Source organism: Acidobacteriota bacterium, from assembly GCA_003696075.1.
GTDB lineage: Bacteria > Acidobacteriota > Polarisedimenticolia > J045 > J045 > J045.
In genome coordinates this window covers 1-25,762 of sequence record RFHH01000021.1, presented here as the reverse complement: position 1 = coordinate 25,762, position 25,762 = coordinate 1, and the positions used below count along the sequence as shown (strand labels likewise).

Genomic DNA, 25,762 nt, shown 5'->3' with positions numbered 1-25,762 from the left:
CGGCTGGTGCCGGACTCGTTGAGCGGGTGCCGGAGCGCATGCTATCGTCTGCCCAAACCCAATGGAGACGAAGACCGTGGAAAGAAGACAGCTGAGGCGAGGGCTCGGCGAAGGAAACGGCCGGAGGTTCGGCGGCCGGAACTCTCACCACGGGAATGAGGCGCCGAGGCGCCGCACGCCCCCTCCGGAGAAGACGCACGCCGAGGAGTTCTACTATCTCAAGCAGATGAACGCCAAGACGCCGGTCGTCGTCGTCTTGACCGATGGTGAGCAGCGGAAAGGCTGGATCGAGTGGTATGACCAGGACTGCATCAAGGTGCACAGCAACACCGAGCCGAACGTCCTGATCTTCAAGCAGCACATCAAGTACATCTACAAGGATCCGGAAGCCAATCTCGACGCATGAGGAGCGGCGGCGCCGAGAACGAGACTCCGGGGCCGACCGACAAGCCGCTGCTTGCCGTCACCACGGGTGACCCCTGCGGGATCGGCCCGGAGGTCGTTCTCAAGGCAGTCTCGGACGAACGCGCCGCCACCGCGGCGCGGCTGCTCGTTCTCGGCGACGAGCAGCACCTCCGGCGCACGGCGCGGGAGCTGAAGCTGAAGTGGCCATTCGCGGCGGTCTCTCCGGAGCCGCCCGGCGGCCGGAGGTGGGAACGCCCGCAGCTGCTCGACCTGGCGCACGTTCACCAGGGCCTCGTCCCCGGACAGATCTCCGTCCACTCGGGGCGGGCCGCGGCGGTCGCGGTGGAGCGTGCGGTGCAGCTCGCGATGGACGGGTTGGCGGACGCCGTCGTCACCGCGCCGCTGCAGAAGGAGGCGCTCGCGCTCGCCGGCTACACCGACCCCGGGCACACCGAGCTGCTCGCCCGGCTCACCGGGGCCAAGCAGGTCGGCATGATGTTCTGGAGCGAGCAGTTTTCCGTGGGGCTGCTCAGCACGCACCTGTCCCTCCGCGACGCGCTCAAGAAGGTGCGGACCGGGCTCGTCTACCGGAAGCTGCGACTGTTCGATCGCGAGTGGCGCCGGTTCTTGGGGAGCGCTCCTCGGATCGGCGTGGCGGCGCTCAATCCGCACGGTAGCGAGGGCGGACGGTTCGGGGTGGAGGAGGCGAAGTACCTGGCGCCTGCCGTCGAGAAGGCCCGCGCGCAGGGTGTCAAGGTGGACGGCCCGTTCCCCGCCGACAGCATCTTCGTCAGGGCCCGGCGCGGCGAGTTCGACCTCGTTCTCGCGCTCTACCACGACCAGGCGACCATCCCGATCAAGCTCCTGTACGCGGGCAAAGCTGTCAATGTGACCGTCGGTCTCCCGTTCGTCCGGACGTCGGTGGATCACGGGACGGCGATGGACATCGCCGGCCGCGGCGTGGCCTCGGAGGAGGGCATGGTCCAGGCGATCCTCGCGGCGGTCCGCTTCGTGAAGGGAGCCGCTGCGGGAAGAGCGGCTCCATGAGCGGCCGAGCGCCTCGGCGGCGGTCGGTGGCGCTCGTGACCGGGGCGTCGACCGGCATCGGCTACGAGCTGACGCGGCTGCTCGCCGCCGACGGGCACGATCTGATTCTGGTGGCCCGCAGCCGGGATCGGCTGGCGGCGGTGGCGCGGGAGATGACCGCGGCCCACGGCGTCGGGGCGGAGGCGCTCGCCCGCGACCTTTCGCGGCAGGAAGACGTGCGGTCGCTCGTGCAGGAGCTCGGCGGAGCCGAGGTCGACGTCCTCGTCAACAACGCCGGATTCGGCAGCTTCGGCCCCTTCGCCAACACCGACCTCGAGACGCTGCTCGCCATGATCCAGCTCAACGTGAGCGCGGTCACGCACCTCACGCGGGCCCTGCTGCCTGGGATGCTGCAGCGCCGGAGAGGGCGCATCCTCAACGTGGCTTCGACCGCCGCCTTCCAGCCGGGGCCGCTCATGGCCGTCTACTACGCGACGAAGGCGTTCGTCCTCCACCTCTCCGAAGCCCTCGCCGAGGAGTTGCGCGGCGGTCCCGTCACGGTGACCGCGCTTTGCCCCGGACCGACGGAGAGCGAATTCGCCCGCCGTGCGGGGATGGAAGAGTCGCGGCTGTTCCGGCGCTGGGGCGTGATGGACGCCGCCACCGTGGCGCGGGCCGGATACCGGGCCATGATGCGGGGAAAGCGGCTGGTCGTGCCCGGGTGGACGAATCGCTTCCTCGCCTGCGCGGTGCGCTTCGTCCCCAGGCGTCTGGTGCCCGGCATCGTCCGCCGGATCCAGGAACCCTGAGCGGCGTTGCCCCGGCGGCGCTCAGGCCTGTAGCCTTCGTGGTCATGAACGCCGACGAACTCGCCGGCCGCCTCGTCGCGCTCCGCCGCGCGCTGCACCGGCGGCCGGAGCTTTCCGGGAAAGAGGAGAGGACGGCCGCGGTGGTGGCCTCGGAGCTGCGCCGGATCGGCCTGCCCGTCTCCGCACCCGTCGGCGGTCACGGGGTGGTGGCGGAGGTCCCCGGAGCGGGTCGGGGGGGCGCGATCCTCCTCAGGGCCGATCTGGACGCACTGCCGATCGCGGAAGAGACGGGCCTGCCGTTCGCTTCCGAGCATCCGGGAGTCATGCACGCGTGCGGCCACGACGGGCACGCGGCGATGCTCGTCGGAGCGGCCGAGCTGCTCGCGGCAGGCGATCCTCCACCTCGCACCGTCCGGCTGCTCTGGCAGCCGGCGGAGGAGCGGGGCGGAGGAGCCCGAGCCCTCATCGAGGCGGGCGTTTTGGAAGGCGCCGCGGCGATCTTCGGCGGGCATATCGATCCGCGTTTCGATACCGGCGTCATCGCGGTGACCGACGGGGCGGTGAACGCCTCTTCGGACCGGTTCACCATTCGCGTGTCGGGCCGCGGAGGCCACGGCGCGCGCCCGCAGGAGGCAAGAGACGCCCTCCTCGCCGCTGCCCATCTCGTCGTGGCGATTCAGTCGATCGTGGCGCGCGAGATCGCGCCGGGACGCCCGGCGGTGGTGACCGTGGGGAGAATGGAAGCCGGGACGGCGGCGAACGTCGTCGCCGGCGACGCGGTCCTGAGCGGCACCGTTCGAGCACTCGATCGAGAGGTCCGCGAGGCGATCAAGACGGCGCTCGGGCGCGTCACGGAGCGAATCGCCGCCGCGCATCGGTGCCGGGGCGCGCTGGAGTTCGCCGGCGGGACGCCGCCGGTGGTCAACGACCCGCGGCTTGCGGCGCTGGCCCGCGAAGCGGTCCGCCGGATCTGCGGGGAGGCCGGTCTCGCTGCGATGAGCGAACCGAATCTGGGCGCGGAAGACTTCGGCTGCTACCTCGAGAAGATCCCCGGCTGTTACGTCCGCTTCGGGGCGCGGCGCGCCGGCGCGGAGGTCCATCCTCCCCACACGAGCCGGTTCGACTTCGACGAGGCCGTTCTTCCGATCGGCGCGGCCTACTACGCGGAGGTGGCGAGGCTCGCCGGAGAACGGCTCGACGAGGAGGGGATCCGGTGATCCGGGCGGCGGCGCTCGCGGCGGCGCTCGCCGCCGGCTTCGGTGCGGGGGCGGCCTCGGGGGGAGCGGGCCTGTCGATCGAGGTCAGGGCGCGAGCGATCGCTCCCGGCGAGCCGCTCCGGGTGATCGTCGCGTCGCCGGTACCGCTCGAGGATCTTCGGGGCCATTTCTTGGGCCGCCCGCTGAGCTTCGTGGCGTCGCCGGGCGGGCGGGCGCGCTGGTGGTCCTGGGCCCTCGTGCCGCTCGACGCGGACCCGGGACCGGCGGTGATCGAGGTTTCCGGGCGGACCGAGGCGGGGCGGCCCGTGGCCGGCGCCCGCGCCGTCGATGTGGTTGCGCGGGACTTTCCGCGGGAGGAGATCCGGGTCGCTCCGCGCTACGTCGAGCCGCCGGCGGGCGTTCGCGAGCGCCTCCAGCGCGAGCGCTCCCGGCTGCAGCGGATCTACGCTCGCCGCACCGCGCCGCCCGGCCCTTTGGGCCCCTTCGTGGCACCCGTCCCCGGGGAGCCGACCTCGGTGTTCGGGACGCGCAGGTTCTTCAACGGCAAGCCACGCGATCCCCATCCCGGGCTCGACCTGAAAGCGGCGCGCGGGACCCCGGTGCGCGCCTCGGGCCCCGGCGTCGTGGCGCTCGCCGGAGATCTCTACTACTCGGGCAACACCGTGATCATCGACCACGGGGCCGGTCTGTTCACGATCTACGCCCATCTCGACCGGATCGAGGTGCGGGAGGGGGAGGCGGTCCGCGCCGGCCAGCGGATCGGCGCATCGGGCGCCACGGGCCGCGTGACCGGCCCTCACCTGCACTGGGGCGCGAAGATCGGAACCGAACCGTTCGACCCGCGGGCCCTGCTCGATCCCGTGCTGTTCTGAGGGCGAAGCCCTCCGGCCAGCAGATCCGGGGGCTCGCGGTCAGAACGCCGCCTGGGTGCGGACGACGAGGCGGGCGCCCGGGGGGAGCGGCTCCGTCGTGCCGGCAGGTGCCCCGCGGCGCCGGAAGCTCCCCTGCTGGGCCGGGCCGAGCAGATCCTCGCGCCACCGGCCGTCCGCCTCGCGAGCGACCAGCTCCGTTTCGGTCCCGTCCTGCACCATGCTCCACCGGATCGTCTCGTCCAGGGCCCGTTCGACCTTCAGGATCACCGTGCCCCCGAACGGCCCCGAGAGCTCCAGCGTGGCGGCGTCGAGGTCCGCCACCGGCGTCCCCGGGGGCGCCTCCACGCGGAACTCGACGATCTCGCCGAAGGCGTTCCCGTTCAGCGTCCGGTCGCCCGGCCCGACCATGCGCGGCGAGGCCGTCTCCCCGTCCAGGAAGACCTGGGTTCCCGTGGGCGTAGGATCGACCCAGATCGATTTCCTCGGTCTGCCGACGACGTCCGACTTACCGCTCATGCATCACCCTCCCCGGCGCCCCTTCCCGTGCGCCGTTCGAGAATCTCGATCACGCGTGCCAGCTCCGTCTGACGCGCCGCCGCGGCCCGCCGGTCCTCGGGGATCCCGTCGAGGACCCGCCTCAACGCGCGAAGCCCCCGTTCGCGCACGACCTGCCGGTCCGCGACCTCTCCCGCTTCGAGCAGGGCCGCCGCCGCCGAGGCGGCGAGCCGAGGGGCACCGAACCGTTCGGCCTCCTCCAGCGAGAGCCGTGCCAGCCGCTGCGCCTCCTCCATCCTCCCACCGGCGGCGAGCGCGCGCGCCAGCAGCGTCCGCGCATCGTTCCGCACCAGGGCGCCCGCCCCGGGATTCTCGAGAACGGCGCGGGCCAGCTTCTCCGCTTCCCGGTACCGCCCTCTCGCGAGCGCGAGGCGTGCTCCCAACCGGTTCACCTCGCCGGCGAGCGGCAGAGTGGTCGGCGACCGCTCGATCGCGACCCGGAACTGCCGCTCCGCCTCGCTCAGGTCCCCCGAGGACCACGCCAGCACGGAGCGCGCGTGCGCGATCCACACCGACAACTCGCCGGACGGGTCCTGCTCCGCCACTCCCGAGGCCTCGACCGCGTCGATCTCCGCCCGGGCGCTCTCGGCGTCGCCGTACCGCGCGAGGATGAGAGCCTTCTCGATGCGCGTCGCGGCCACGTCCTCGGACAGCCCGTGCTCGGCGTCGAGAGCGAGAGCGGCGTCGATCTCCTCCAGCGCCTCGCCGACGTTCCCCGCCGCCTCGAGGGCGAGCGCCAGGGAGCTGTGGGTGTAGCCCAGGGTTTGGCGCGCCTCCGGGACGCCGGCCGCCAGACGGAGCACCTCCCGCTCGGCGGCGATTCCTTCCTGCAGGTGTCCCTCCTCGAGCTCCGTTTCGGCGAGCAGCGTGAGCGCGCGCATCTCGGCGGGTTTGTGACCGAGGCTGCGGGCGGCCGACAACGCCTCCTCCGCCCGGCTGCGGGCCTCGGCCCTCCGGCCGAGATAGAGCAGGAGGCTGGTGAGATTGATCAGAGGGTCGAGGGCGACGGCCGGATTCTCGAGTGTGGCGGCGGTTTCGAGGGCGGCCCGCAGCTCGCGCTCCGCCGTGCCGTAGTCGCCGGCGGCGAAGGCGTAGGTACCGAGACTGGCCCGGGAATGGACGATCGCCCGGTAGGTCCCGAAGCGGTGCGCCGGGCCGATCGCGGCATCGATCCTGCGCCTCGCCTCGTCGAGCCGACCGAGCCGCAACGCCATCAATCCCGCCTCCAGGTCCGCCTGCACCGCCCGCGCCTCCAGGCCGGCATCGCGGAGAAGATCGGCCGCCTCCGCGTACAGCTCGAGCGCACCGGCGAGATCGCCTTCCGATCTCGCGAGGTGTCCCCGGCCGATGCGCACCGCGGCCTGGCCCGCGGGGCTGCCGAGCTCCCGGAAGATCCGTTCGGCGCGGTCGAGGTCCCGGCGGGCGCTCTCCGGGTCGCCGGTCAAGGCCAGCGCCCGGGCGCGCGCGAGCAGAGCCCGTGGCGAGCGCGGCTCGATGGCGACGGCGCGCTCCGCTTCCGCCAGCGCCTCCTCGCGCCGGCCATCGGCCAGCAGCGCTTCCGCGAGTTCCGTGTGGAACTCCGGGTCGTCGGGATAATCGCGCACGAGAGCGCGCCAGGCCTCGAGTTCCTCTTCGCGCCGCTGCTCGATCCTCGCCGCCACCGCGCGGGCCCGGACGAGACGAGGATCGCTTCCGTCCCGGCTCTCCTCGAGGAGGCGGACGGCGCGGCGGGCGGCACGGCGCGCCCGCTCGCCGAATCCGGCCTCGTCGAGCGCGCGCGCCAGGAGGAGCCAGCCCTCCGCGTATTCGGGGTCCTGCCGGACCGACTCCTCCAGCCGGCCGATCGCGCGCGAGAGCCGCATCTCGCGCAGTGCCTGCGCCCCCTCGTAGGCCGCCTGGGCCGCGGCGTCGGACGCGGGCCGGGCCGGCTGGGGCGGCGGGGGCGCCGCCTCGGGGACGATCGCGCGGAGGATCCGCGGACCGGCCTGGTCCGCGAGGCCGACGACGCCGCCCGCCCCCACCCGGAAGGTCGTCTCCGCTTCGGTGCCCGACGGGCCGTACACGTCGAACGTCGCGAAATAGGACGAGCCTTCCCGCCAGAGCGTGCCGGCGGCGACCCACCGCGCGGACGTTTCCCGCCGCACGCGCTCGATCTTCGCGGCGAGCGGCTCGTCGGCCGCGCCGGCGAGGATCTCGAGGATTCGCTCGTGTGGAATCGTGCGCAGGGACCGCAGGCCACCGAGATCGGCGGTGACCAGGCCGGCCAGCATCGCGGCGTGGAGGTCTCCCTCCGGTTCACCGGTCCGGTCGGCGAGCGGCAGCACGGCGAGCGCCGGGCGCTGCGGCCCCGCCCGGCTCGCCGCTTCGCGCCACCACCAGGCGCCCGCCGCCGCCAGCGCCACGGCGAGGAAAGCCAGCGAAACGCCGATCCACCGCACCGGCCTGGTCCGGATCGTGCCCGGCCACCCTTCCGACGTCGTTCCGGGAGAGGTCACGGCGGGGAGCGCGCCGCGCAAAGCCGCCGCCGCCGTCCGGGCGTCGGGGTACCGGTCCTCCCGCCGTTTGGCCAACAACCGGTCGAGCACGACGCGCACCGCGGGGAACTCGGTGAAGCAGCGCGGGACGGCGCCCCGACCGGGCGGTTCCGTGAGGATGGCGGCGACCGTCTCGTGCGCACTCGCTCGGGCGAACGGGTGTTCCCCGGTGAGCATCTCCCAGAGGACCACTCCGAGAGCGAACAGATCGCTCCGCGGATCGGGAGGCTCTCCCCGCGCCTGCTCGGGCGACATGTACGGGACGGTGCCCGGCTGGCCCCCGGGCTCCGTGAGCGTCGGGTCGATCGTCGTCTGGTCGTCCGCCTCGACGGCCCTCAACGCCGGCGGGCGAATACGGCGGGCGATGCCCAGGTCGAGCAGCTTGACGTGGCCGGACTTCGTGATCATCACGTTGGCCGGCTTGATGTCGCGGTGGACGAACCCCGCGTCGTGCACCGCGCAGAGGGCTTCGCACAGCTCGAGCGCGTACCGGAGCGCTTCCTCGGCAGACAGCTTGCGCTCGCGGAGGAGTGCGTCGAGCCGGCGCCCGTCGACGTACTCCTGGACCAGGAGCGTTCCCGCCTCCGATTCGACGACGTCGAGAACCGTCGTGACGTACGGGTGCATGATCCGGGAGGCGAGCCTCACCTCGCGGATGAAACGCTGCCGCGATCGGTACCCCGCGAATTCCTCGTCGCGCAGGACCTTGATCGCGACCGTCCGCCGCAGCCGCATGTGGTAGGCGCGGTACACCTCCCCCATCGCGCCCGCACCGATGAGTTCGAGGATCCGGTACCCGGCCAGCGTCTTGCCGGTCAGAGCCCCCGCCGGTCGTTCGCCAGAGCTCACGGTCTTCTCCCGGCGCCCAGGCCGTCGGCGCGAGGCGAGGTTGTCAGGGCGGACGATTCCATGACGTGGGACACCCCGGGGTGTGCTGGTAGTCTCCCACGCCGCGCCGGGCGCCGGCAAGCCGGTGAGAAGTCCCGGCCCGTGTTGAATAATCCCCCTCCCAGGAGGGCTCCATGGCGACCGGCAGGGGCGTCCGGCTGAGCGGGCCGCAGCGCCGCGCCATTCTGGCGGCGCAGGCCAACGAGATCACCGAGTGCCAGATCTACCGCCGCCTGGCGGCGCGGGCCGCCGACCCCGGCAACCGCAGGGTGCTGGAGCGGATCGCGGCCGACGAACAGCGGCATCACGACACCTGGCGCGAGCTCACCGGTGTCGATCTGCGCCCCTCACGGTTCCGTGTCGCGCTGTACGTGTTCCTCGCGCGGTTCTTGGGACTCACCTTCGCCCTCAAACTGCTCGAGCGAGGAGAGTCGGCCGCGACCGAGGCCTACCGGCGCCTGGGGCCCGACATCCCTCAGGCCGTGGAGATGATCGCCGAGGAGAACCGGCACGAGCGGGAGCTGCTCGACATGCTCCGGGAATCGCGGCTCGAGTACGCCAGTTCGATCGTTCTCGGGCTCAACGATGCGCTCGTGGAGCTGACGGGAACCCTCGCCGGGCTGTCGCTCGCCATCGGCCGGCCGCGGCTGATCGCTCTCACCGGCCTCGTCATGGGGGTGGCGGCGGCCCTGTCGATGGCCGCGTCCGAGTTCCTCTCCTCCCGCGAGGAAGCGGACGCGGGCGCGAACAAGACGCCCCTGCTCTCGGCGCTCTACACCGGCGCCGCCTACGTGGCGACGGTGGCGCTCCTCACGGCACCGTACTTCGTCTTCGAACGAACGGCGACGGCGCTGGCGGCGATGCTCGTCGCCGCGCTCGCGGTGATCGCCGGCTATACCTTCTACATCGCCACCGCGCGCGGCCTTTCGTTCGTGCGGCGGTTTTCCGAGATGGCCGCCATCTCGCTCGGCGTCGCGTTGATCAGCTTCGGCGTCGGCTGGCTGCTCCGCCGGGTGCTGGGGGTCGAGGTCTGACCGGCATCGCCGGGGGGAGCCGAACGGCTCCGCCGCTCATGCCCCGGCTCCCTGGCAGCGCTCGACGATCTGCCGGAGCTCCCGGTGGACGCCGGGCGGGCCGGCCACGACGGCGCCCGTCTCCAGGAAACGGTCGCCTCCGGTGAAATCGGTCACGACGCCGCCGGCTTCCTCCACGAGCAGGGAGCCCGCGGCGATGTCCCACGGACCGAGACCTTCCTCCCAGAACCCGTCGCACCGGCCTGCTGCCACCCAGGCGAGGTCGATCGAGGCCGCACCGGCCCGGCGCACCCCCGCGGCTGCCGGAAGCACCGCCCTCAGCGTGTCGAGGAACGGCTCGAGCCGCGCGAGCCGCCGGAACGGAAAACCGGTCGCGATCAGGGCGCCTTTCAGCGACGATCGGCCGCTCGTCCGGAGCCGTTCGCCGTCGAGCCGGGCTCCCAGGCCGCGCGCCGCGGCGAAGAGCTCCCCGCGGTTCGGATCCAGGATCGCTCCGGCCACCACGCGCCCGTCGACGGTGCAGGCGACCGACACGCCCCACACGGGGTAGCCGTGCACGAAGTTGGCGGTGCCGTCGAGCGGATCGACGAGCCACCGCGGCCGGTCGGTGTCCAGCCCCGCGCGCGCCTCTTCCTCGCCGAGCACCGCGTGATCGGGATGGCGCTCGCGGATCAGGGCCACGATGGCGCGCTCCGACGCCACGTCCGCCGCCGTGACCAGGTCGTGGAGCGCCTTTTCCTCGACCTCGAGGTCCCGGGAACGCGACGCGAAGGGCGCGAGCGCCCGGCCTCCCGCGCGCACCGCCTCGCAGGCCGTTCGCATGAGGGTCTCCGGGTCGATGGCACCGGGGCGGCTCACCGGTGCCTCCTCGACGTCCGGGCCGCTTCGGGCCCGCCGAGCGGGAGGTGGGCCGCGGCGTCGAGCGTTTCGAGGTCGTTCTCGCCGCGGCGGAGGCGAGGAAGTCCGGCGAGCGCGATCATCGCCGCATTGTCGCCGCAGTATTCGAGCGGGGGGATGGCGAGGGCCAGGCCGAACTCGTCGGCGAGAGATGTGATCTCGCGCCTGAGGAGCCGGTTCGCCGCGACACCGCCGGCCAGGACGAGGGAACGCGGGCGCTCTTCCGCGATCGCCTTCCGGGCCACCCGCACGATCTCCCGCACCACCGCGTGCCTGAACGACGCGGCGAGGTCGCGCACCCCGGCCGGAGGCGGGTCGTCCGGCGACTGCAGCGGGTCGAGTCCGGCTCGCTCCATGTGCTGCCGCGCCGCCGTCTTGTAGCCCGAGAAGGAGAAGCCGGGCGCGCCCTTGAGCCGCAGCGCTCCGAAGGGGAACGCGTGCGGGTCACCGCTCTCGGCGAGGGCGTCGAGTTCCGGGCCACCCGGATAGCGCAGTCCGAGCATCTTGGCCACCTTGTCGAAGGCTTCGCCCGCGGCGTCGTCCCTGGTGCGCGCGACCTGAAGGTAGTCGCCCGCGCCGCGGACCCGCCACAGCGCCGTGTGCCCTCCCGAGACCACCAGCGCCAGGGCGGGAAACGGGAGGTCGGGCGCGGTCAGCCAGCCCGAGGCGATGTGCCCCTCGAGATGGTTCACCCCCACCACGGGACGCTCCAAAGCCCATCCGAGGGTGCGGGCGAACGTGACCCCGACGAGGAGACAGCCGATCAGCCCGGGGCCGCGAGTGACCGCGATCCCCTCCAGCTCCCGCAACGCGATCCCAGCGCGCTCGAGCGCCTCCTCGACGACGCGGTCGAGGTTCTCGAGATGCCGCCGGGCGGCGATCTCCGGAACGACCCCCCCGAACGGGGCGTGTTCGACGACCTGGGAGGCCACGACCGAAGACCGAACCGTTCCGCTCCAGTCGATGACCGCGGCGGCCGTTTCGTCGCAGGATGTTTCGATCCCGAGCACGGGCATGGGAGTCATTCTAGGGCCCCGAGCCGCGGGCTCCGTTGTCCCGGGGCTCCGTTTCCCCCTAGAGTCGGCGGGTGCGGAGGGCCGATGTCCCGATCGGCGAAGTCCAACCTGGAGGCCAGCACGCGAGGGGCAAAAGCGCCCGCGCGGTCCGCCTCCCCCGCGACGTTCCGCTCCCGTGCCGCGGTCCCGCTCGCGTTTTCCGGCGGGCGCGCCGTCCCGGCGAGCCGGAGGCGCAGCGGAGGCGTCCCCCCCGTCCTCCCGGCGGCACCGCCGGCGCTCGGCCGGGCCGCGCGGCCGCTCCCGGCGGCCGGCGCGCGCGGGAGAGTCCCCCGCCCCGGCGCGGCGGACCGCCGAGGAGTCAGGAGCCGCGGGGAGGTGCCACGCGCCCGCGGGGGGCGAGCGGGCGGTCGGATCGAGAGGCGACGAGCGTCCGGCGGATCCGCCGCCGGCACGCACCACCGGGGGCGTTCCCGGTGAAGTCCCCTTCGGGGGGCCGGACGCGGCGGCTGTTCTGGGTCGGGCTCGTCTCGATCGGATCCGGGCTTCCGTTCGGCGTCTTCAAGGAGCTGCTCCCGGTGTGGCTCCGGCTCGGCGGCGCTCCCCTGCAGGCGATCGGGGGCTTGAACGCGCTGGCGCTCCCGTGGACGCTGAAGGTCCTGTGGTCCCCGCTGGTCGACAAGACCGGACGGCGCACGACGTGGATCGCGGGCAGCCTCGCCGCCGGCGCGGCGGCGCTCGCCGCCGCCTCGGCCGCCGGAGCCCGCCGGCTCCCCCTCCTCGCCGTCCTGCTCGGGGCGTTCACCCTCGCCGGCGCGACACAGGACATCGCGGTGGACGCCTACACGATCGGGATCATCCGAAAGGGAGAGGAAGGTCCGGCGAACTCGGTGCGGGTGGCGGCCTACCGGGCGGCCCTGTGGCTCGCGGGCGGGGCCGGCGTGGCGCTGGCGGGATTCTTTCCGTGGAGCGCCGTGCTGGTGGGCGCGGCGGCCGTCATGGCCGCACTGGGCGCCGGCGTCCTTCTCTTCGCTCCGAGTCCGGACCGCCGCGAAGGCGCACGCCGGTTGACATGGGGGCTGTGGCGCTGGGCGAAGAGACCGGGAGGGCTCGCGCTCGCCGCCACCGTGCTGCTCTACCGGTGGCCGGACGCCGCGCTCGGGCCGATGGTGCGGACGTTCTGGGTGGACCACGGGGTCGACCCGGTGACGATCGGGATGGTCTTCAGCCCGGCGACCCTCGGAGCGACCGTCGCCGGGGCGGTGGCGGGAGGTCTGATCGTCGCCCGCCTCGGAATCCTCCGCTCTCTGTTCTGGATGGCCTGGGCCCAGGCGCTGACGAACCTCGCCTACGCGGCGGTCGACCGCTGGAACGGTGGCACGGGCTCGGTCCTCGCGGCGGCGGTGGTGGAGAGCCTCGGGGGTGGCCTGGCGACCGCGGCCTTCATCTCCCTTCTGATGAGGGTCTGCGAGAAGAGCCGCGCGGCCGTCGAGTACGCGTTGCTCTCCGCCCTGTTCGCCGCGACGCGCGATCTCACCGGTGCCGTCAGCGGGATCGGCGTGGCGGCGCTCGGTTACGCGGGATGGTTTTCGGCGACCGCTCTGCTCGCCTTGCCGGGACTCCTGCTGTGCCGGTCGAGCTCGCTGGCCCGAAGGGTCGAAGAGCCCGTTCCCTTCTCCGGCGGCCCCTCGGGGAGAGCCTCATAATTCGGCCCGGCATGCGCTCCCGGGCCCGGTTGCCGCGCAGGATCCGCGCCGGCCTGTTCGCCGGAGTCGCGGGACTGCTCTCGTTCACCGCCGCCCGTCTCGCCCCGGCCGCGACGGAACGCCTCTACGCGCACGGCCTGTACCCGGCCCTCGTGGGTCCGCTCTCCCGGATCACCTCGCGCGTCCCGTTCTCCCTTGCCGAGCCCGTTTTCGTCGCGATCCCCCTGGCGCTGATCGCCTCGGCCGCCGTGGGCTACAACCGCCGCCGCCGGGGCGGGACGCGTGCGGCGGCGCTCGGGGAAGGGGCGCTGCGCCTTCTCGGGGAGGCGGGCTGGATCTGGTGCGCGTTCTTGATCCTCTGGGGGTTCAACTACGCGCGCCCCGATCCCCGGGAGCTGTTCGGCCTCGGCGGTACGGTGGGCGCGGACAGGGCGCCGGCGCTGATCGAGCGCGTCGGCGCGGCGCTCGACGCGGCGAGAATCGCCTCGCCGGAGGACGGCTCCGGGGTCGTCGCCTTCGGCCGATTCGAGGACGTGGACCGGAGGGTGCGCGACCTCCAGCTCGAGGCTCTCGCGGAGCAGGGATGGCCGGCGATCGGTGCCCCGCGGGCGAAGCGGTTCCTCGCCAGTCCCCTCTTGCTCCGGTGGGGAGTCTCCGGGGTTTACGGCCCGTTCACGGCCGAGGTGAACGTGGTCGATCCGGCACCTCCGGGACAGCTCCCCTTCGTGATCGCCCACGAGCGGGCCCACCTGGCCGGGTTCGCGTGGGAGGAGGCGGCGAGCTTCGTCGCGCTGCTCACCCTGTGGCGGGCCCCGGAGCCGGAGCTGCGGTACGCCGGCTGGCTCGCCGTGTGGCTGGAGCTGGGACGCGGTCCCAAGGGAAGGACTCCCGGCGTCCGCCGGGACATGCGCGCGATGCTCGATTTCTTCAAGAAGCACCGCGGAAGGGAGGCGCCGGTGGTTCGGCGGGTCTACAGCGCCTACCTGGAGGCTCACGGAGTGCGCGGCGGTACCCGCAGCTACCGGAGGGTCGCCGATCTGGCGCTCCGGTACCTCGACCGCCACCCGTGGCCCTTCCGCGCCCCTGGCCGGAGCGAGCCCCGGGGGAGTGCGCCGTCCCCGGCGCCGGGCGGTCCCTAGCGCTCCGTTCCGCTCTCCGCGTAGGCACGTGCCGCCGCTTTCTGCTCCTCCGGGGAGGCGCCGTTCCAGGCCAGTCTCTGCGCGGCGCGCAGGGCGCGGCCGAGGCGCGGGCCAGGGGGGATCCCCATACCTATCAAATCCTCTCCGCCGATCGCCGGCCGGATGTGCCGCCCCTCCCGTTCCCACCAGCGAAGCCGCCGCCGGACGTGTTCGCCGGAGGCGGTCCCGAGCGCGAACGTTCGCTCGGCCGCGTCGAGTCCCTCCAGAGCTTCCGCCACCTCGGCCCTGTCGGCGGCCCGCTCGACCCGCTCGATAGCGGCCGCCGCCCTCTCCGGCCCCTCGAGCCAGCGCCGCCGGCGCTCCCGGCCGCGCGGCACCAGGTCGAGCTTCGCCTCGCGCTCCCGGAGGGGAATCGCCGCGGCGAGGGCGATCCAGAGAGGCTCGGACGGCGGCGGCGGCGCGTCCCCGCTTCCGGCCCACAGGCCGGAGAGTTCATGCCATGCGTTCCGCACGGCCGTCGCCCGCTCCAGCAGCCCCCGGTCGGACCGGAGGGCCGGGTGGATCGTCTCGATCAGGTCCCACTCCCGGAGGAGCCGCAACGCGGCCGAGACCTCCGGCTCGGCCAGGATGCGATCGATCTCGCGCCCGAGACGGGAGGGGGAGACGCGATCGAACGCCCCGGACCGGAGCGCGCCCCGCAACAGACCCTCGGTGTGGGGGGCGAGGCGGAAACCCAGCCGCGCGGCGAAGCGCGCGGCGCGGAAGGCGCGCGTCGGGTCCTCCTGGAAGCTCAGGCCGTGGAGGACGCGGAGCAGTCCGCGCTTGAGGTCCTCGTAGCCTCCGAAGGGATCGCGCAGCAGACCCGCCTCGGCGGGATCGATCGAGATCGCCATCGCGTTGATGGTGAAGTCGCGCCGGTACAGATCGCGCCTGAGACCGGCGTGGTGGACGCTGGGCAAGCTGCCGGGCCGCTCGTAGTACTCCGCCCGTGCGGTGGCCAGATCGATCGGCGGCCCGCCGGGAGGGGTCCAGCGAGCGGTGCCGAACGGCTCGTGCAGCCGCAGCTCCCCGCCTTCCCGCTCCGCGAGGACCTGCGCGAGCCGAAGGGCGTCTCCCTCCACCACGACGTCGATGTCGCGCACCTTGCGGCCCAAGAGCAGGTCGCGGACGGTGCCGCCCACGAGGTGGGCGGCGAAGCCTAGTTCGGCCGCCACCGCCCCGACGCGCTCGACCGGCCCCCAGGCGGATCCGAGCGCCCGCCGGGTCCGCTCGAGTACGGACCTCCTCGACCGGGCACCGTGATCGCCCGGCGGGGCCGGCCCGGCCTCGGCCTGGAGCAGGGCGGTCCGAGTGAGGATGCCCACCGCCCGGTCGGGCGGCTCGCCAACGAGCAGGATCCGGCCCCCGCGGGACAGCGCTCGCCTCGCTTGCGCCAGATCGGCCTCCGGGGCGACCCACGCAGGGGGCCGCGCCGCGATCTCGGAGACCGGTCGCTCCGCCAGGCCGTGCCGGAGCGCGGCGTCGACCTCCTGGCGCGTGACCACCCCGACGAACTCCCGCTTTCCGGCCGCTCGGAGAGGGAGCGCGTTGAGACCGTGACGGTCCATCAGGTCGGCCGCATCGCCGATCGACCGGTCGGCCGCGAGCGAGACGAAGGGGCGCACCGCGAGCTCTCCGGCCGTGGGGCGCCGTCCCAGGTGCGCTCGGATTGCTTCCGCGAGCACCTCCCGGGCATCCCGCAGCGTCATCCCGCGGAGCGTGGCCCCCGCCGCGCTGGGGTGACCACCGCCGCCGAGGGAGCGGAGGACGGCTCCCACGTCGACTTGCCCGGTCGAACGAGCCATCAGGTAGAGCCGACCGCCGAGGGAAGCGACGAGGAAGGCCGCGGGCCACCCCTCGGCGTCCCGCAGCTGGCCGAGCAGAGTCGAGAGGTCCGGTTCGAAGCGCTCCCGCTCGACGGTCAACAGGGCCACGGGGCCGGCGGGGGTCTCCACGATCCGGGCCGAGCGGGCCATCTCCTCGAGCAGGGACAGCCGGCGCCGGTCGAGCCCCGAGGGCAGCAGGCGCGGAATCGCGGAGGGGTCGGCGCCCCAGCGCAGGCACAGCGCGGCCGCTCTGTGGTCGGCCGCCGTGGTCTCGGGAGCGGTGAACCCCTTCGAATCGACGTGGATCGCGAGCAGGAAGAGCGTGGCCTCCGCGGCGGGGGGCACGAGTCCCCTCCGGTGGAGGCGGAGAGCGAGCGCGGCGGCGCAGGAGGCCGCCCGCGGGAGCCGCGCGCGCGGAAGGTCGGCCCCGGCCTCCCCGTGGGTGTCGAACGCCCGCACCTTCTTCACCCTCCCCAGGCGGTCGCCGAGCGGGCCGAGCCTCTCCGCGCGGGCGGTGTCCGCGACGAGGAGGAGATCGGCTCCCTCCCGGTCCAGTCGCTCGAGGATCGGGGGCAGCGGCCCGATCTCCGGAAGACCCGGGGAGAGCTCCTCCCAGATGCGGCGCGCGGTCGGCTCGACGCCCCCCGGAAGGACCAGCTCCAGCGGGCCGTAGAGCCGCCGCAGCGCGACCATCCCCGCCAGACCGTCGGCGTCGGCGTTGAGGTGCGTGGTCGCGAGCCGCATGCGGCCAGTGTAGGGCCGCCCGGACGGGGCCGCGCCCCTCAAGCGGGAGGGGCTCCGGCCGACAAGGGATCCCGAGGGCCTACCGTGCAGACGGCGACCGAAACCGGTCTCGGCCGGCTCCCCTGTGGGGCCGGCCAGCTTCTGGGGGCGCTGGGAGAGAGCCTCTCCTCCCTGACAGGCCGAGAGCTCGGCATCGATCCCGCCGGCGACGAGGCCCGGGAGGGGTTCGGCCAGCGACCGGTCTACCTCTTCCGGATCTCGGCGGGCGAAGGGAGGATCGCCCTGCTGGCCCTCGAACTGGAAGTGGCCGTCCTCGCCGGGGGCGCGCTCGCGATGACCGACGAGGAGACCCAAAAGCAGGTCTGCGAGAGCCGGGAAGTTCCCCCGGAGCTTCACCAGTCCATCGGCGAGGCCGCCAGGCTCCTCGCGGCCGCCGTGGGAAAGGCGTGCGGGCTCGAGGTCCGGGTCGGGGACGACTTCGAGCTGGCGACCCCCGGAGCCTGGCCGGCCGTGCTGACGGCCGGCGGCGGCGGAGAGGACTGGGCCGCCGCCGTGGGGATCGTCACGGAAGGAGAAGACCGGCTGGGTGCGGTGCTCCTGGCCGCCGCGCCCGGCGGCGCCGAGGCGGGAGCGGAGCCCGAGCCGCAGGGGGAGCGCACCTACGAGCACCTGCTCGTGCAGATCACGGGACCGCCGGCCGACCCGAGTCAGGTGGCCCTCGCGGAGGTCGTCCGTGCCTGCGGGGCGCGCCTCGTGCCCCTCTACTCCGAGCCCGAGCCCGGGGAGCGTCCCGACGTCCTCCTGGTCGTCAGCCGGTCGCCGTCCGATCTGGCCACCCGGCTCCGGAAGCTGGCCTCCACCCCGGCACCCCCGAGGATGGTGGTGGCCTGCAGCGACCGGCCGACGCGCGATCTGGTCGTCGAGGCGAAGGCCAACGGCGCGGGCGACTTCCTCGTGCTTCCCCCGCCGCGGGAGCGGCTCGCTGCCCTGTTCGCGAGGGTCTCGGGGGACGGCGGGAGCTGACCCGAGCGCGCTTGTCCTCGATCACTTGCCGCCCGGCCACGCCGTCGTTATAGAAACGCTCGGCGCCGCGGCGTGTCGCCGGCGGGCGTTGCACGAGTTTCCTAGGTTCTCGGGAGGCGGTCATGAGGATCGCGGTGGTCTCGCCTCTGTACGAGGCGGTCCCCCCGAAGGCCTACGGCGGCACGGAGAGGATCGTCTCGTACCTCACTGAGGAGCTGGTCCGAAAGGGTCACCAGGTGACCCTGTTCGCGAGTGGCGATTCGCAGACGCGGGCCCGTCTCGTCTCGCCCTGCCGCCGCGCGACGAGACTCGACCCGATGTGCCAGGATCCCGTCGCGCTTCACGTCCTGATGCTCGAAGAAGTCTCGCGGCGGGCCTCGGAGTTCGACGTCATTCACTTCAACGTGGACTACCTGGCGTTCCCTTGGGCGAGGCGCCTCGCGACGCCCTCGCTGTCGACCCTGCACGGCCGCCTCGACATCCGGGAGCTGAAGCCGCTGTTCCGTGAATTCAGGGAGCATCCGGTGGTCTCCATCTCCAACGCCCAGCGGCGGCCTCTCCCGTTCGCCAACTGGGTGGGCACCGTGTATCACGGGCTTCCGCCCGATCTGTACCGGCCCTCCTACGAGCCCGGCCGGCACCTCGCCTTCGTCGGCCGGATCTCTCCGGAAAAGAGGCCGGACCGCGCGATCCGGATCGCGCGCCGCGCGGGGATCCCTCTCCTGATCGCCGCCAAGGTGGACCGCGCCGACCGGGAGTACTACGAGCAGAAGATCCGCCCACTGCTGCGCGAGCCCGGCGTCGAGTTCGTGGGCGAGCTCGACGACCGCGGGAAGCAGGAGCTTCTCGGCGGTGCCGCCGCCTTGCTCTTCCCGATCGACTGGCCCGAGCCTTTCGGCCTATTGATGATCGAGGCGATGGCCTGCGGCACGCCGGTCATCGCCTGGCCCTGCGGATCGGTGCCCGAGGTCCTGAAGGACGGCGTCACGGGATTCGTCGTGAGCGACGAGCGGGAGGCTGTGCGGGCCGTCGAACGGATCGGCTCGATCGACCGCCGGCGCTGCCGGGCCGAGTTCGAAAGACGCTTCACGGCCGAACGGATGGCGCGGGACTATCTTCACATCTACGGGAGGCTCGCGGCGGCGCGCCATCCCCAGGTCGCGTGACGGCCGCGGAGTGCCGAGGGCCGCCCGGGTCACCAGGCCCGGACGGCCCGACGCCCGCCCGGAGGCGCCATGCCGGACGACATCATCTATCAGGGGGGGCACTTCTACGTCCGGGCCACCTCTCCGCGCCTCGAGACCCGGACGCTGACCCTCAAGCACGGCGAAACGTTCGCGGTCTTCGATCCCTACGGGGACATTCTCCCGATCGGCGCCCAGGAGCAGGGCCTCTACCACCGCGGCACGCGGATGCTGTCGCGCTGGCATTTCCGTTTCGGGGAGTCGCGACCGCTTCTCCTCAGCTCGACGCTCCGCGAGGACAACACCTTCGCGGCGGTCGACCTGACCAATCCGGACGTCGCCTTCGACGGCGGCACCCTTCCCCGCGGCACCGTCCACCTGTTCCGCGGTCTCGTGGTCTGGGACGGGATCCTGCTCGAGCGGTGGCGCTTCCGCAACTTCAGCAGCCAGCCCGTCGTCGTGCGCTCCGCCATCGAATTCGCCGCCGATTTCGCCGACATCTTCGAGGTGCGCGGCGTTTCCCGCCGGCAGCGCGGGGTATCGGGCCGCGAGGTCGCCGGGCAGCAGGAGGTCGTCCTGGGCTACGACGGCCTCGACGGGGTGCGGCGCGTCACCCGCATCCGGTTTTCGCGACGGCCGGCGGAGCTGACGCCGGAGGCGGCGGAGTTCACGCTGAGGCTGCCGCCGAGGACGCCGGTCGATCTGGGAATCGAGGTCCTCCTCGAACCGGCGCGGAGCTCGTCGCGGGCACCCCGCGGCTTCGTGGAGGCGCGCGACCGGCTCGAGCGCCGCTACAGGTCGTGGCAGGACTCCGTCTGCCGGATCGACACCTCGAACGAGCAGTTCAATCACTGGTGCAATCGATCGCTGGCCGACCTGCACACCCTGGTCACCGATACCGAACACGGGCCGTATCCGTTCGCCGGCGTCCCCTGGTACAACACGCCGTTCGGACGCGACGGGCTGATCACCGCGCTGATGATGCTCTGGGTCGACCCGGGGATCGCCCGCGGGGTTCTTTCCTTCCTGGCCGCCACCCAGGCGGAGGAGGATCGCCCCGAGCAGGACGCCGAGCCGGGCAAGATCCTGCACGAACTGAGGTTGAGCGAGATGGCGGCGACCGGCGAGGTGCCGTTCGCCCGCTACTACGGCAGCGCGGACGCCACCCCGCTGTTCGTCTGGCTCGCCGGCCTGTACTACCGCCAGACGGGGGACAGGGAGTTCATGGAGACCCTGTGGCCGCACGTCGAGCGGGCCTTGCGGTGGATCGAAGAGTCCGGCGACCTCGACGGCGACGGCCTCGTGGAGTACCGGCGCCGGGCGCCCCACGGGCTCGAGAATCAGGGGTGGAAAGACTCCAACGACTCGATTTCGCACGCGGACGGCACCCTCGCGCCGCCGCCGATCGCCACGGTCGAGATCCAGGGTTACGTCTACGCGGCCCTCAGGGCGGGCGCGCGGCTGGCGCGGGCGCTCGGGCGGGGCGAAATGGCGACCCGACTCTCGGAGCGGGCCAGGGACGTCCGGCAAGCGGTCGAGAAGCGCTTCTGGATTCCCGAGCTGGGAACCTACGCTCTCGCGCTCGACGGCGGCAAGCGCCCCTGCACCGTGCACAGCTCGAACGCGGGGCAGCTGCTCCTGTCGGGGCTCTGCTCGCCGTCGAGGGCGCGGAAGGTGGCTGCTTCCCTGTGCGATCCCGACATGTTCTCGGGGTGGGGCATCAGGACGCTCGCCATGTCGGCGCCGCGGTACAACCCGATGTCCTATCACAACGGCTCGATATGGCCCCACGACAACGCCCTCATCGCGCTGGGGTTGTCCCGCTACGACTTCAAGGAGCAGATCCAGCCGATCCTCGCCGGTCTTTTCGACGCCACGCTGTTCCTCGACATGCCGCGCCTGCCGGAGCTCTTCTGCGGCTTCGTCCGGCGGCCGGCGGAGGCGCCGACGCTCTACCCGGTGGCCTGCGCCCCGCAGGCATGGGCGAGCGCCTCGGTGTTCGCTCTTCTCGCCGCCACGCTCGGCCTGACGATCACGGCCGAGCCGCCCCGCGTGACCTTCCGCCGCCCGGTGCTCCCCCCGTTCCTCGAGGAGGTCGTCCTCCACAACCTGCGTGTGGGCCAGGGAAAGGTCCACGTGGCGCTGACGCGGCAGCGCACGAGCGCGAGCGTGACCGTGCTCGACCGCGAAGGGGACGTGGACGTGATCCTCGTCGTCTGAGGTTCGCGCGCGCCGGGCTCAGCCGCCCTTCCGCGGTAGCGCCTCGGCGCGGCGGCGGTAGAGAGCGGCCTGTTCGGCGTTCCCCAGGCGCTCGTAGGCCCTCGCCAGGTATCGCATCGCCTTCGCGTCGTCGGGGCGGCGTTCGAGGTACCGGAGGTAGCTGCCGACCGCGTCCTCGTATCGGCCCAGCTTCGCGTAGGCCACGCCGAGGTTGAGCAGAGCGGTGGCGTTCGCCGGCTCGAGCTCGAGAACCCGTTGCAGCAGGGGGACCGCGCGCCCGGGATCGCCCGCCTTCGAGAACCCGTAGGCGGCGGCGAACAGGGCCGACGGATCGTCGGGAGCGAGGCGCGCCAGCTTCTCCGCCTGCTCGAGCGCCGCCGCGTCTTCGCCGCGCTGGGCTAAAAGCCGGACGAGGTGCTCGCGGGCCCGCACGTGCTTCGGCTCGAGCGAGAGGACCTCCTCGAACCGGTCGAGGGCGGCGCGCGGCCGGCCGGACTTTTCCAGGGCTAGGGCGAGGTTGAAACGGGCGGCCACCCGCTCCGGCTCCAGGGCGATCGCCCGCCGGTACGCCGCGATCGCCTGTTCGTAGAGCCCCCGCTGGGCGCGCACGATGCCGAGGGCGTTCCAGGCGCTGGCCAGGCTCGGATCGAGCCGCACGGCCTCGGAGAGATGCCGCTCGGCGGAGTCCAGATCGCCGAGCTTCCGCTCGATCGAGCCCAGATCCACCAGGATCCGCGCGTTGTCGGTGTCGATCGCGGCGGCCTCCGCGAAGGCCTCCCGCGCTTCGTCGAGGCGGCCGAGGGCCTCGAGGAGCTCCGCGGCTCTCAGACGCGGCTTGAGGAGCTTCGGGTCCGCCTCCGACGCTCTTCGGTACGCCTCGAGCGCCCCCTCGTGGTCTCCCCGCTCCGCCCGCAGCCGCCCGAGGTTCAACCACGCACTCGCCATCCCGGGGTCGAGACGCGCCGCCTTCTCCAGGGAGCGGATCGCGCCGTCGACATCGCCGGATTTCTCCAAGAGCAGCGCGAGGTTGTTGTAGGCCGGGGCATAGTCCGGTTTGAGCGCGATGGCCCGGCGGTACGAGGCGATCGCCTCCTCGGTCCGGCCCAGCCGGGCGAGCACGAACGCGAGCTGGAAATGCGCCTTGGCCCAGGAGGCCGAACGGTCCATCTCGGTGACTCGCCGGAACTCCCGCTCGGCGCGCTCCAGGTTGCCGGACGCCAGGCTCGTCATCGCGAGGTTGTAGGCCGCGCTCACGTAGTGCGGCTTTTTCGCGAGAGCCTCGAGATAGGCGCGCCGCGCCCCCTCGAGATCGCCGGCGGCGGAACGCGCGACCCCGAGGTTGAACCAAGTCCGCGCGTCGGCTTGGCCTTCCGCGACCGCCTCGGCGAGGAGATCGGCCGCCTCCTCGGCCGCCCCCGTTTCGAGAAGAATCGTGCCCAGCTCCGCCTTCGTCGCGGGATCGCCGGGGCCGCTCTCCAGAGCGTCGCGGAGCAATCCGACAGCCTCGTGGATGCGCCCGGCGCGCCACAGCCGGCGGGCCTGCGCCACGGCGCGAGGCACGCCGGTGTCCCGCGCCGCCGACTCGTCCGCCGGCTCCGGATCGCCGGGAATCGCCGACTCCGCGTCCACGGTCGCGTCCGCGTCGGCGTCGGCCCGCAGCGCCGAGGGGAGCGGATCGCCGTCGTGGATCGCGATCACGCCGGCGTCTGCGGGGGGGCGCACGGACTGCCACAGCAGCGCGACCCCGATCGCGGACATGACGGCGACCGCGAGGAGGAAGAGGGCGTCCTGCCGGCCGCGCGTCACGACGCCTCCCTCGCCGCCAGGACGGACCGCAGCCCTCTTCCGTTGGCGAGCTGGATGTTCAGGCCGGGGCGCGCGTTGACCTCGATCACCATCGGGCCGCGTTCACGGTCGATCACGACATCCACGCCGAGGTAGCCGAGATCCACGCATTCCGCCGCCCACCGCGAACACCGGAGGACTTCCGGCCAGTGCGGGATGGCGATCCCGCGGAGCTTCGTGCCGGTGTCCGGGTGCTCGTCGATCCGGCGAATTCCGAGGATCCCCCCGGTGGTCCGCCCGCTCTCCATGTCGATCCCGAGACCGACGGCGCCCTGGTGCAGGTTCGCCTTGCCCCGCGAGCGGCGGGTGGGAACCCTCAGCATCGCCATCACCGGCTCGCCCCGGTGCACGAGGACGCGCAGGTCGGGCAGGCCGCCCACGCCGATCGATCCCAGCACTTCGTCCGCCTCGACCAGCTCCTCGGCGAAGGCCCTCTCCCACACCCGCGAGGGGCTGCACATTCCCGAGAGGATCTGGCAAACGTGCTCCCGGATCTCCCGCCACCCGACCGCGATCTCTCCCCTGGGTCCCGGAGAGACCAGCTCCCCGCTCTCGGATCTCCTGACGACCAGGATCCCGTTCCCGCCGGACGCCGAGGCCGGTTTCACGACGAACCCCCGGGGGTGGTCGAGGAGGCCGTCCACGCGGGGAAGGTCGGAGAACTTCTCGAAGACCGCCAGCGTTCGCGGTGCAGGGACACCCGCACGCTCGAACAGTGTCTTGGCGAGCAGCTTGTCGTCCGCCAGCGGCATCTCGCGCCGGGGGTTCAGCGGGTAGACGAGGGATAGATTGCGCGCGTTGATGCCGAGCACCTCGCGCCGGAAGCGCCGCCACCGGTCCAGGAGGCCGCCCATCAGACGCTCCGCGCCGGGTAGAGCAGCTCGCGGAAGCGCAGCAGCTCCGTCAGGCGGATTCCGAACCAGCGGCCGGCCACCAGAAAGGCCGCCACGACGAGGAGAAGCAGCTCGGGGAAGGTCAGCACCGCGATCTGGAGAGGCTCCCAGTTCATCACGGCGAAGGTCGAGCAGACGACCACCACCGTGCCGAGCGCCACGGTGAGGGCCCGCCGCGTGCCGTCCTGCTCGAGCATCGTGGAGAACCGCTCGATGGTGAGCGTCAGGATCGCCAGAGGGAACAGGCTCGCGCGCGTGGGCAGGAGTGTTCCGGTGGCCGCCCCGAAGAGAACGACCGCGAGCGTGAACATCACCACCGCCGTCAGGATGACCGCGAGTCGCGGCGTATGGAGCAGCTCGAACCATCCCAGGACGAACCGGAGCACCGTCCCGAGGGCGATGATCGCGAGAAAGAGCGCGACGCCCCAGGCGAGGCCCGTGTCCCGGAAGGCGACGGCGAGCAGCGCCGGCATGAACGTGCCGAAGGTCTCGATGCCCACCACGTTCCTCATGAAGACCACGACGAGCCCGCCGAACGGGATCATGAGGATGATCTTCAGGAGGTTGACCGGAATCCGCACTCGCTCGAAAGCGGCCCACAGATTGAGCCCGGAGGACAGCAGGCGCCGCGAGACGGACCACTCCGCCGGAGGCGCGAGGATCCTGCGGGCGTGAAAGACATACTGGAAATTCACGTCCGGTGTGTGCGTGAAGAGTGGAAGATCTCCATAGTAGGTGACGAGGTAGTGCTCCGGCACCTCGGCGAAGTAGCCGTTCAGGGGGCAAAAAGGAACCCAGTGGCCCCTGATCCAGACTTCGGCCCAAACATGGCTCGCCCTCCAGGCTCCGTCCTTGAGAATCAAGCCGCCCACCAGGCGCGCCGGGATCCCCGCCGCTCGGAGGAGAGCCACGAACAACCGCGATTTGCCGCCGCAGGAGGCCTCACCCAGGCGGTAGCAGGTGAGCGCGTCGGTCGTGCCCGTGAAGTTCTGCGCCTTGATGGTGGACCTGGCGTACTCGAAGGCTTTCCTGACGACGGCGGTGACATTGCTTCTCTCGGGGGCCGGAACCAGCTCGTCGAGAAGCTGACGGATCTCCGGGGCGTCGGACTGGATCAGCTCGGTCGGCTCGAGGTACCGGCGCAGCCCGGGAGGGTAGTGTGCGGGGCGCGTGATGACCGGGTCGAGGGAATAGCGGCGCGGCTCGGTGCGCACGGTTGCCGAGTAGACGATCGTTGCCGGGCCAAGGGCGGCGCGTTTCCTCCAGACGCCGATCCTCGCGTCGCGGCTGGCGCGCACCTCGAAATCGAAATCGCCGGAGCTGACCAGCTCGTCGGTGACGCGCTGGCGCTCGTTGGAAAGCGGCAGCGCCGCCTTCACCACGATGTCGTCGCCGTGCCCGACGACGCGCATGTCGATGCTCAGCTCCCGGTGCCGCTCGGGAGCCAGCGCGCCGCCGGCCGGTCCGAGCAGGGACACGCGGAGGAACGCGAGCCCGAAGCAGGCGGCGACGAGCGCCAGCACGGCGATCTTGTCGCGTAAGCGCATGCAGAGTCCAGGGTTGACCCGGCCCGGGCGAGCCGGGGGCCGACCGCCCGGCTGGGGCCGGCGGCGATCTCGCCCTAATATGGCCCACGATCGGCGCGGGCGCCCGCCGCGCCGCCAGGGGGGACGCCATCCCGCCCGACGGCGGGTCCGCCTCTCGAAGGAGATCTCGAACAGACATGGAAAGATCGATGACCGCGCTGCGGATGCTGCCGCTGGCGCTCCTGGCCCTCCTGCCCGCTGCTCCTGCGGGGGCGCGTGCGGACGATGGCGAGAACCGCCGGATCTTCGCGAACGGCGTGCTGGAATCGGACATCCGAGTCGGGCTCGGCTACGACGGCAACGCCTT

At 72.6% G+C, this 25,762-nt stretch carries 18 protein-coding genes; 10 read left to right on the top strand and 8 right to left on the bottom strand.

Annotated features, from left to right (window positions below):
* Positions 1 to 61 precede the first annotated feature (61 nt).
* From D6718_01160 to D6718_01140, 5 genes are read left to right on the top strand one after another with little or no spacing between them, the layout of a single operon-like run.
* On the top strand, positions 62 to 406 hold the full coding sequence (locus D6718_01160) for a hypothetical protein (protein RMG48679.1): 345 nt from the start codon (positions 62 to 64) through the stop codon (positions 404 to 406).
* A complete protein-coding gene (gene pdxA / locus D6718_01155; GenBank protein ID RMG48678.1) occupies positions 403 to 1,452 on the top strand; it encodes a 4-hydroxythreonine-4-phosphate dehydrogenase PdxA in 1,050 nt (349 codons plus the stop codon). The genes D6718_01160 and pdxA overlap by 4 nt, the downstream gene beginning before the upstream one ends.
* Positions 1,449 to 2,240: an SDR family oxidoreductase gene (locus D6718_01150; protein ID RMG48677.1), complete on the top strand. Its 792-nt coding sequence runs from the start codon at positions 1,449 to 1,451 to the stop codon at positions 2,238 to 2,240. The genes pdxA and D6718_01150 overlap by 4 nt, the downstream gene beginning before the upstream one ends.
* 44 nt (positions 2,241 to 2,284) lie before the next feature.
* Positions 2,285 to 3,457 carry an amidohydrolase gene (locus D6718_01145; protein RMG48676.1) on the top strand — a complete coding sequence of 391 codons (1,173 nt, stop codon included), beginning with the start codon at positions 2,285 to 2,287 and terminating at the stop codon, positions 3,455 to 3,457.
* The gene (locus D6718_01140) at positions 3,454 to 4,329 is read left to right on the top strand and encodes a M23 family metallopeptidase (protein ID RMG48675.1); all 876 of its coding nucleotides are present in this window, start codon (positions 3,454 to 3,456) and stop codon (positions 4,327 to 4,329) included. Before D6718_01145 ends, D6718_01140 begins: the two co-directional genes overlap by 4 nt.
* 39 nt (positions 4,330 to 4,368) lie before the next feature.
* On the opposite strand, the gene D6718_01135 is transcribed toward D6718_01140, so the two are convergent.
* Complete coding sequence (locus D6718_01135) at positions 4,369 to 4,845, bottom strand: hypothetical protein (protein RMG48674.1); 477 nt, start codon at positions 4,843 to 4,845, stop codon at positions 4,369 to 4,371.
* Positions 4,842 to 8,267 carry a serine/threonine-protein kinase gene (locus tag D6718_01130; GenBank protein RMG48673.1) on the bottom strand — a complete coding sequence of 1,142 codons (3,426 nt, stop codon included), beginning with the start codon at positions 8,265 to 8,267 and terminating at the stop codon, positions 4,842 to 4,844. Before D6718_01130 ends, D6718_01135 begins: the two co-directional genes overlap by 4 nt.
* A gap of 173 nt (positions 8,268 to 8,440) precedes the next feature.
* Here D6718_01130 and D6718_01125 point away from each other — a divergent pair, with 173 nt between their 5' ends.
* Positions 8,441 to 9,340, top strand: a complete 900-nt coding sequence (locus D6718_01125) for a rubrerythrin family protein (GenBank protein RMG48672.1) — start codon at positions 8,441 to 8,443, stop codon at positions 9,338 to 9,340.
* 36 nt (positions 9,341 to 9,376) lie between these two features.
* Here the strand turns inward: D6718_01125 and D6718_01120 are convergent, their stop codons facing one another.
* Together D6718_01120 and tsaD are read right to left on the bottom strand one after the other, a co-directional pair.
* A complete protein-coding gene (locus tag D6718_01120; GenBank protein RMG48671.1) occupies positions 9,377 to 10,198 on the bottom strand; it encodes an inositol monophosphatase in 822 nt (273 codons plus the stop codon).
* On the bottom strand, positions 10,195 to 11,253 hold the full coding sequence (gene tsaD, locus D6718_01115; protein RMG48670.1) for a tRNA (adenosine(37)-N6)-threonylcarbamoyltransferase complex transferase subunit TsaD: 1,059 nt from the start codon (positions 11,251 to 11,253) through the stop codon (positions 10,195 to 10,197). The genes D6718_01120 and tsaD overlap by 4 nt, the downstream gene beginning before the upstream one ends.
* A gap of 1,579 nt (positions 11,254 to 12,832) precedes the next feature.
* Between tsaD and D6718_01110 the strand changes: the two genes are divergently transcribed.
* Positions 12,833 to 14,095 carry a DUF3810 family protein gene (locus tag D6718_01110; GenBank protein RMG48669.1) on the top strand — a complete coding sequence of 421 codons (1,263 nt, stop codon included), beginning with the start codon at positions 12,833 to 12,835 and terminating at the stop codon, positions 14,093 to 14,095.
* Here D6718_01110 and D6718_01105 read toward each other — a convergent pair.
* Positions 14,092 to 16,704: a CBS domain-containing protein gene (locus tag D6718_01105; protein RMG48668.1), complete on the bottom strand. Its 2,613-nt coding sequence runs from the start codon at positions 16,702 to 16,704 to the stop codon at positions 14,092 to 14,094. The two genes, D6718_01110 and D6718_01105, sit on opposite strands and share 4 nt — an antisense overlap.
* Positions 16,705 to 16,788: 84 nt before the next feature.
* On the opposite strand from D6718_01105, the gene D6718_01100 reads away from it, so the two are divergent.
* The 3 genes from D6718_01100 (at position 16,789) to D6718_01090 (ending at position 21,131) form a co-directional block, all read left to right on the top strand.
* Entirely contained in the window at positions 16,789 to 17,727 is a 939-nt protein-coding gene (locus D6718_01100; GenBank protein RMG48667.1) for a hypothetical protein, read from the top strand.
* 122 nt (positions 17,728 to 17,849) lie between these two features.
* On the top strand, positions 17,850 to 18,893 hold the full coding sequence (locus tag D6718_01095; GenBank protein RMG48666.1) for a glycosyltransferase family 4 protein: 1,044 nt from the start codon (positions 17,850 to 17,852) through the stop codon (positions 18,891 to 18,893).
* A 69-nt stretch (positions 18,894 to 18,962) separates the two neighbouring features.
* Positions 18,963 to 21,131 (top strand): amylo-alpha-1,6-glucosidase, encoded by a 2,169-nt coding sequence (locus tag D6718_01090; GenBank protein RMG48665.1) that lies wholly within the window; start codon positions 18,963 to 18,965, stop codon positions 21,129 to 21,131.
* 18 nt (positions 21,132 to 21,149) lie between these two features.
* Here D6718_01090 and D6718_01085 read toward each other — a convergent pair whose 3' ends face one another.
* From D6718_01085 to D6718_01075, 3 genes are read right to left on the bottom strand one after another with little or no spacing between them, the layout of a single operon-like run.
* On the bottom strand, positions 21,150 to 22,937 hold the full coding sequence (locus D6718_01085) for a tetratricopeptide repeat protein (protein ID RMG48664.1): 1,788 nt from the start codon (positions 22,935 to 22,937) through the stop codon (positions 21,150 to 21,152).
* Complete coding sequence (locus D6718_01080; GenBank protein RMG48663.1) at positions 22,934 to 23,830, bottom strand: hypothetical protein; 897 nt, start codon at positions 23,828 to 23,830, stop codon at positions 22,934 to 22,936. The genes D6718_01085 and D6718_01080 overlap by 4 nt, the downstream gene beginning before the upstream one ends.
* Positions 23,830 to 25,416, bottom strand: a complete 1,587-nt coding sequence (locus D6718_01075; protein ID RMG48662.1) for a transglutaminase — start codon at positions 25,414 to 25,416, stop codon at positions 23,830 to 23,832. Before D6718_01075 ends, D6718_01080 begins: the two co-directional genes overlap by 1 nt.
* Positions 25,417 to 25,762: the final 346 nt, after the last annotated feature.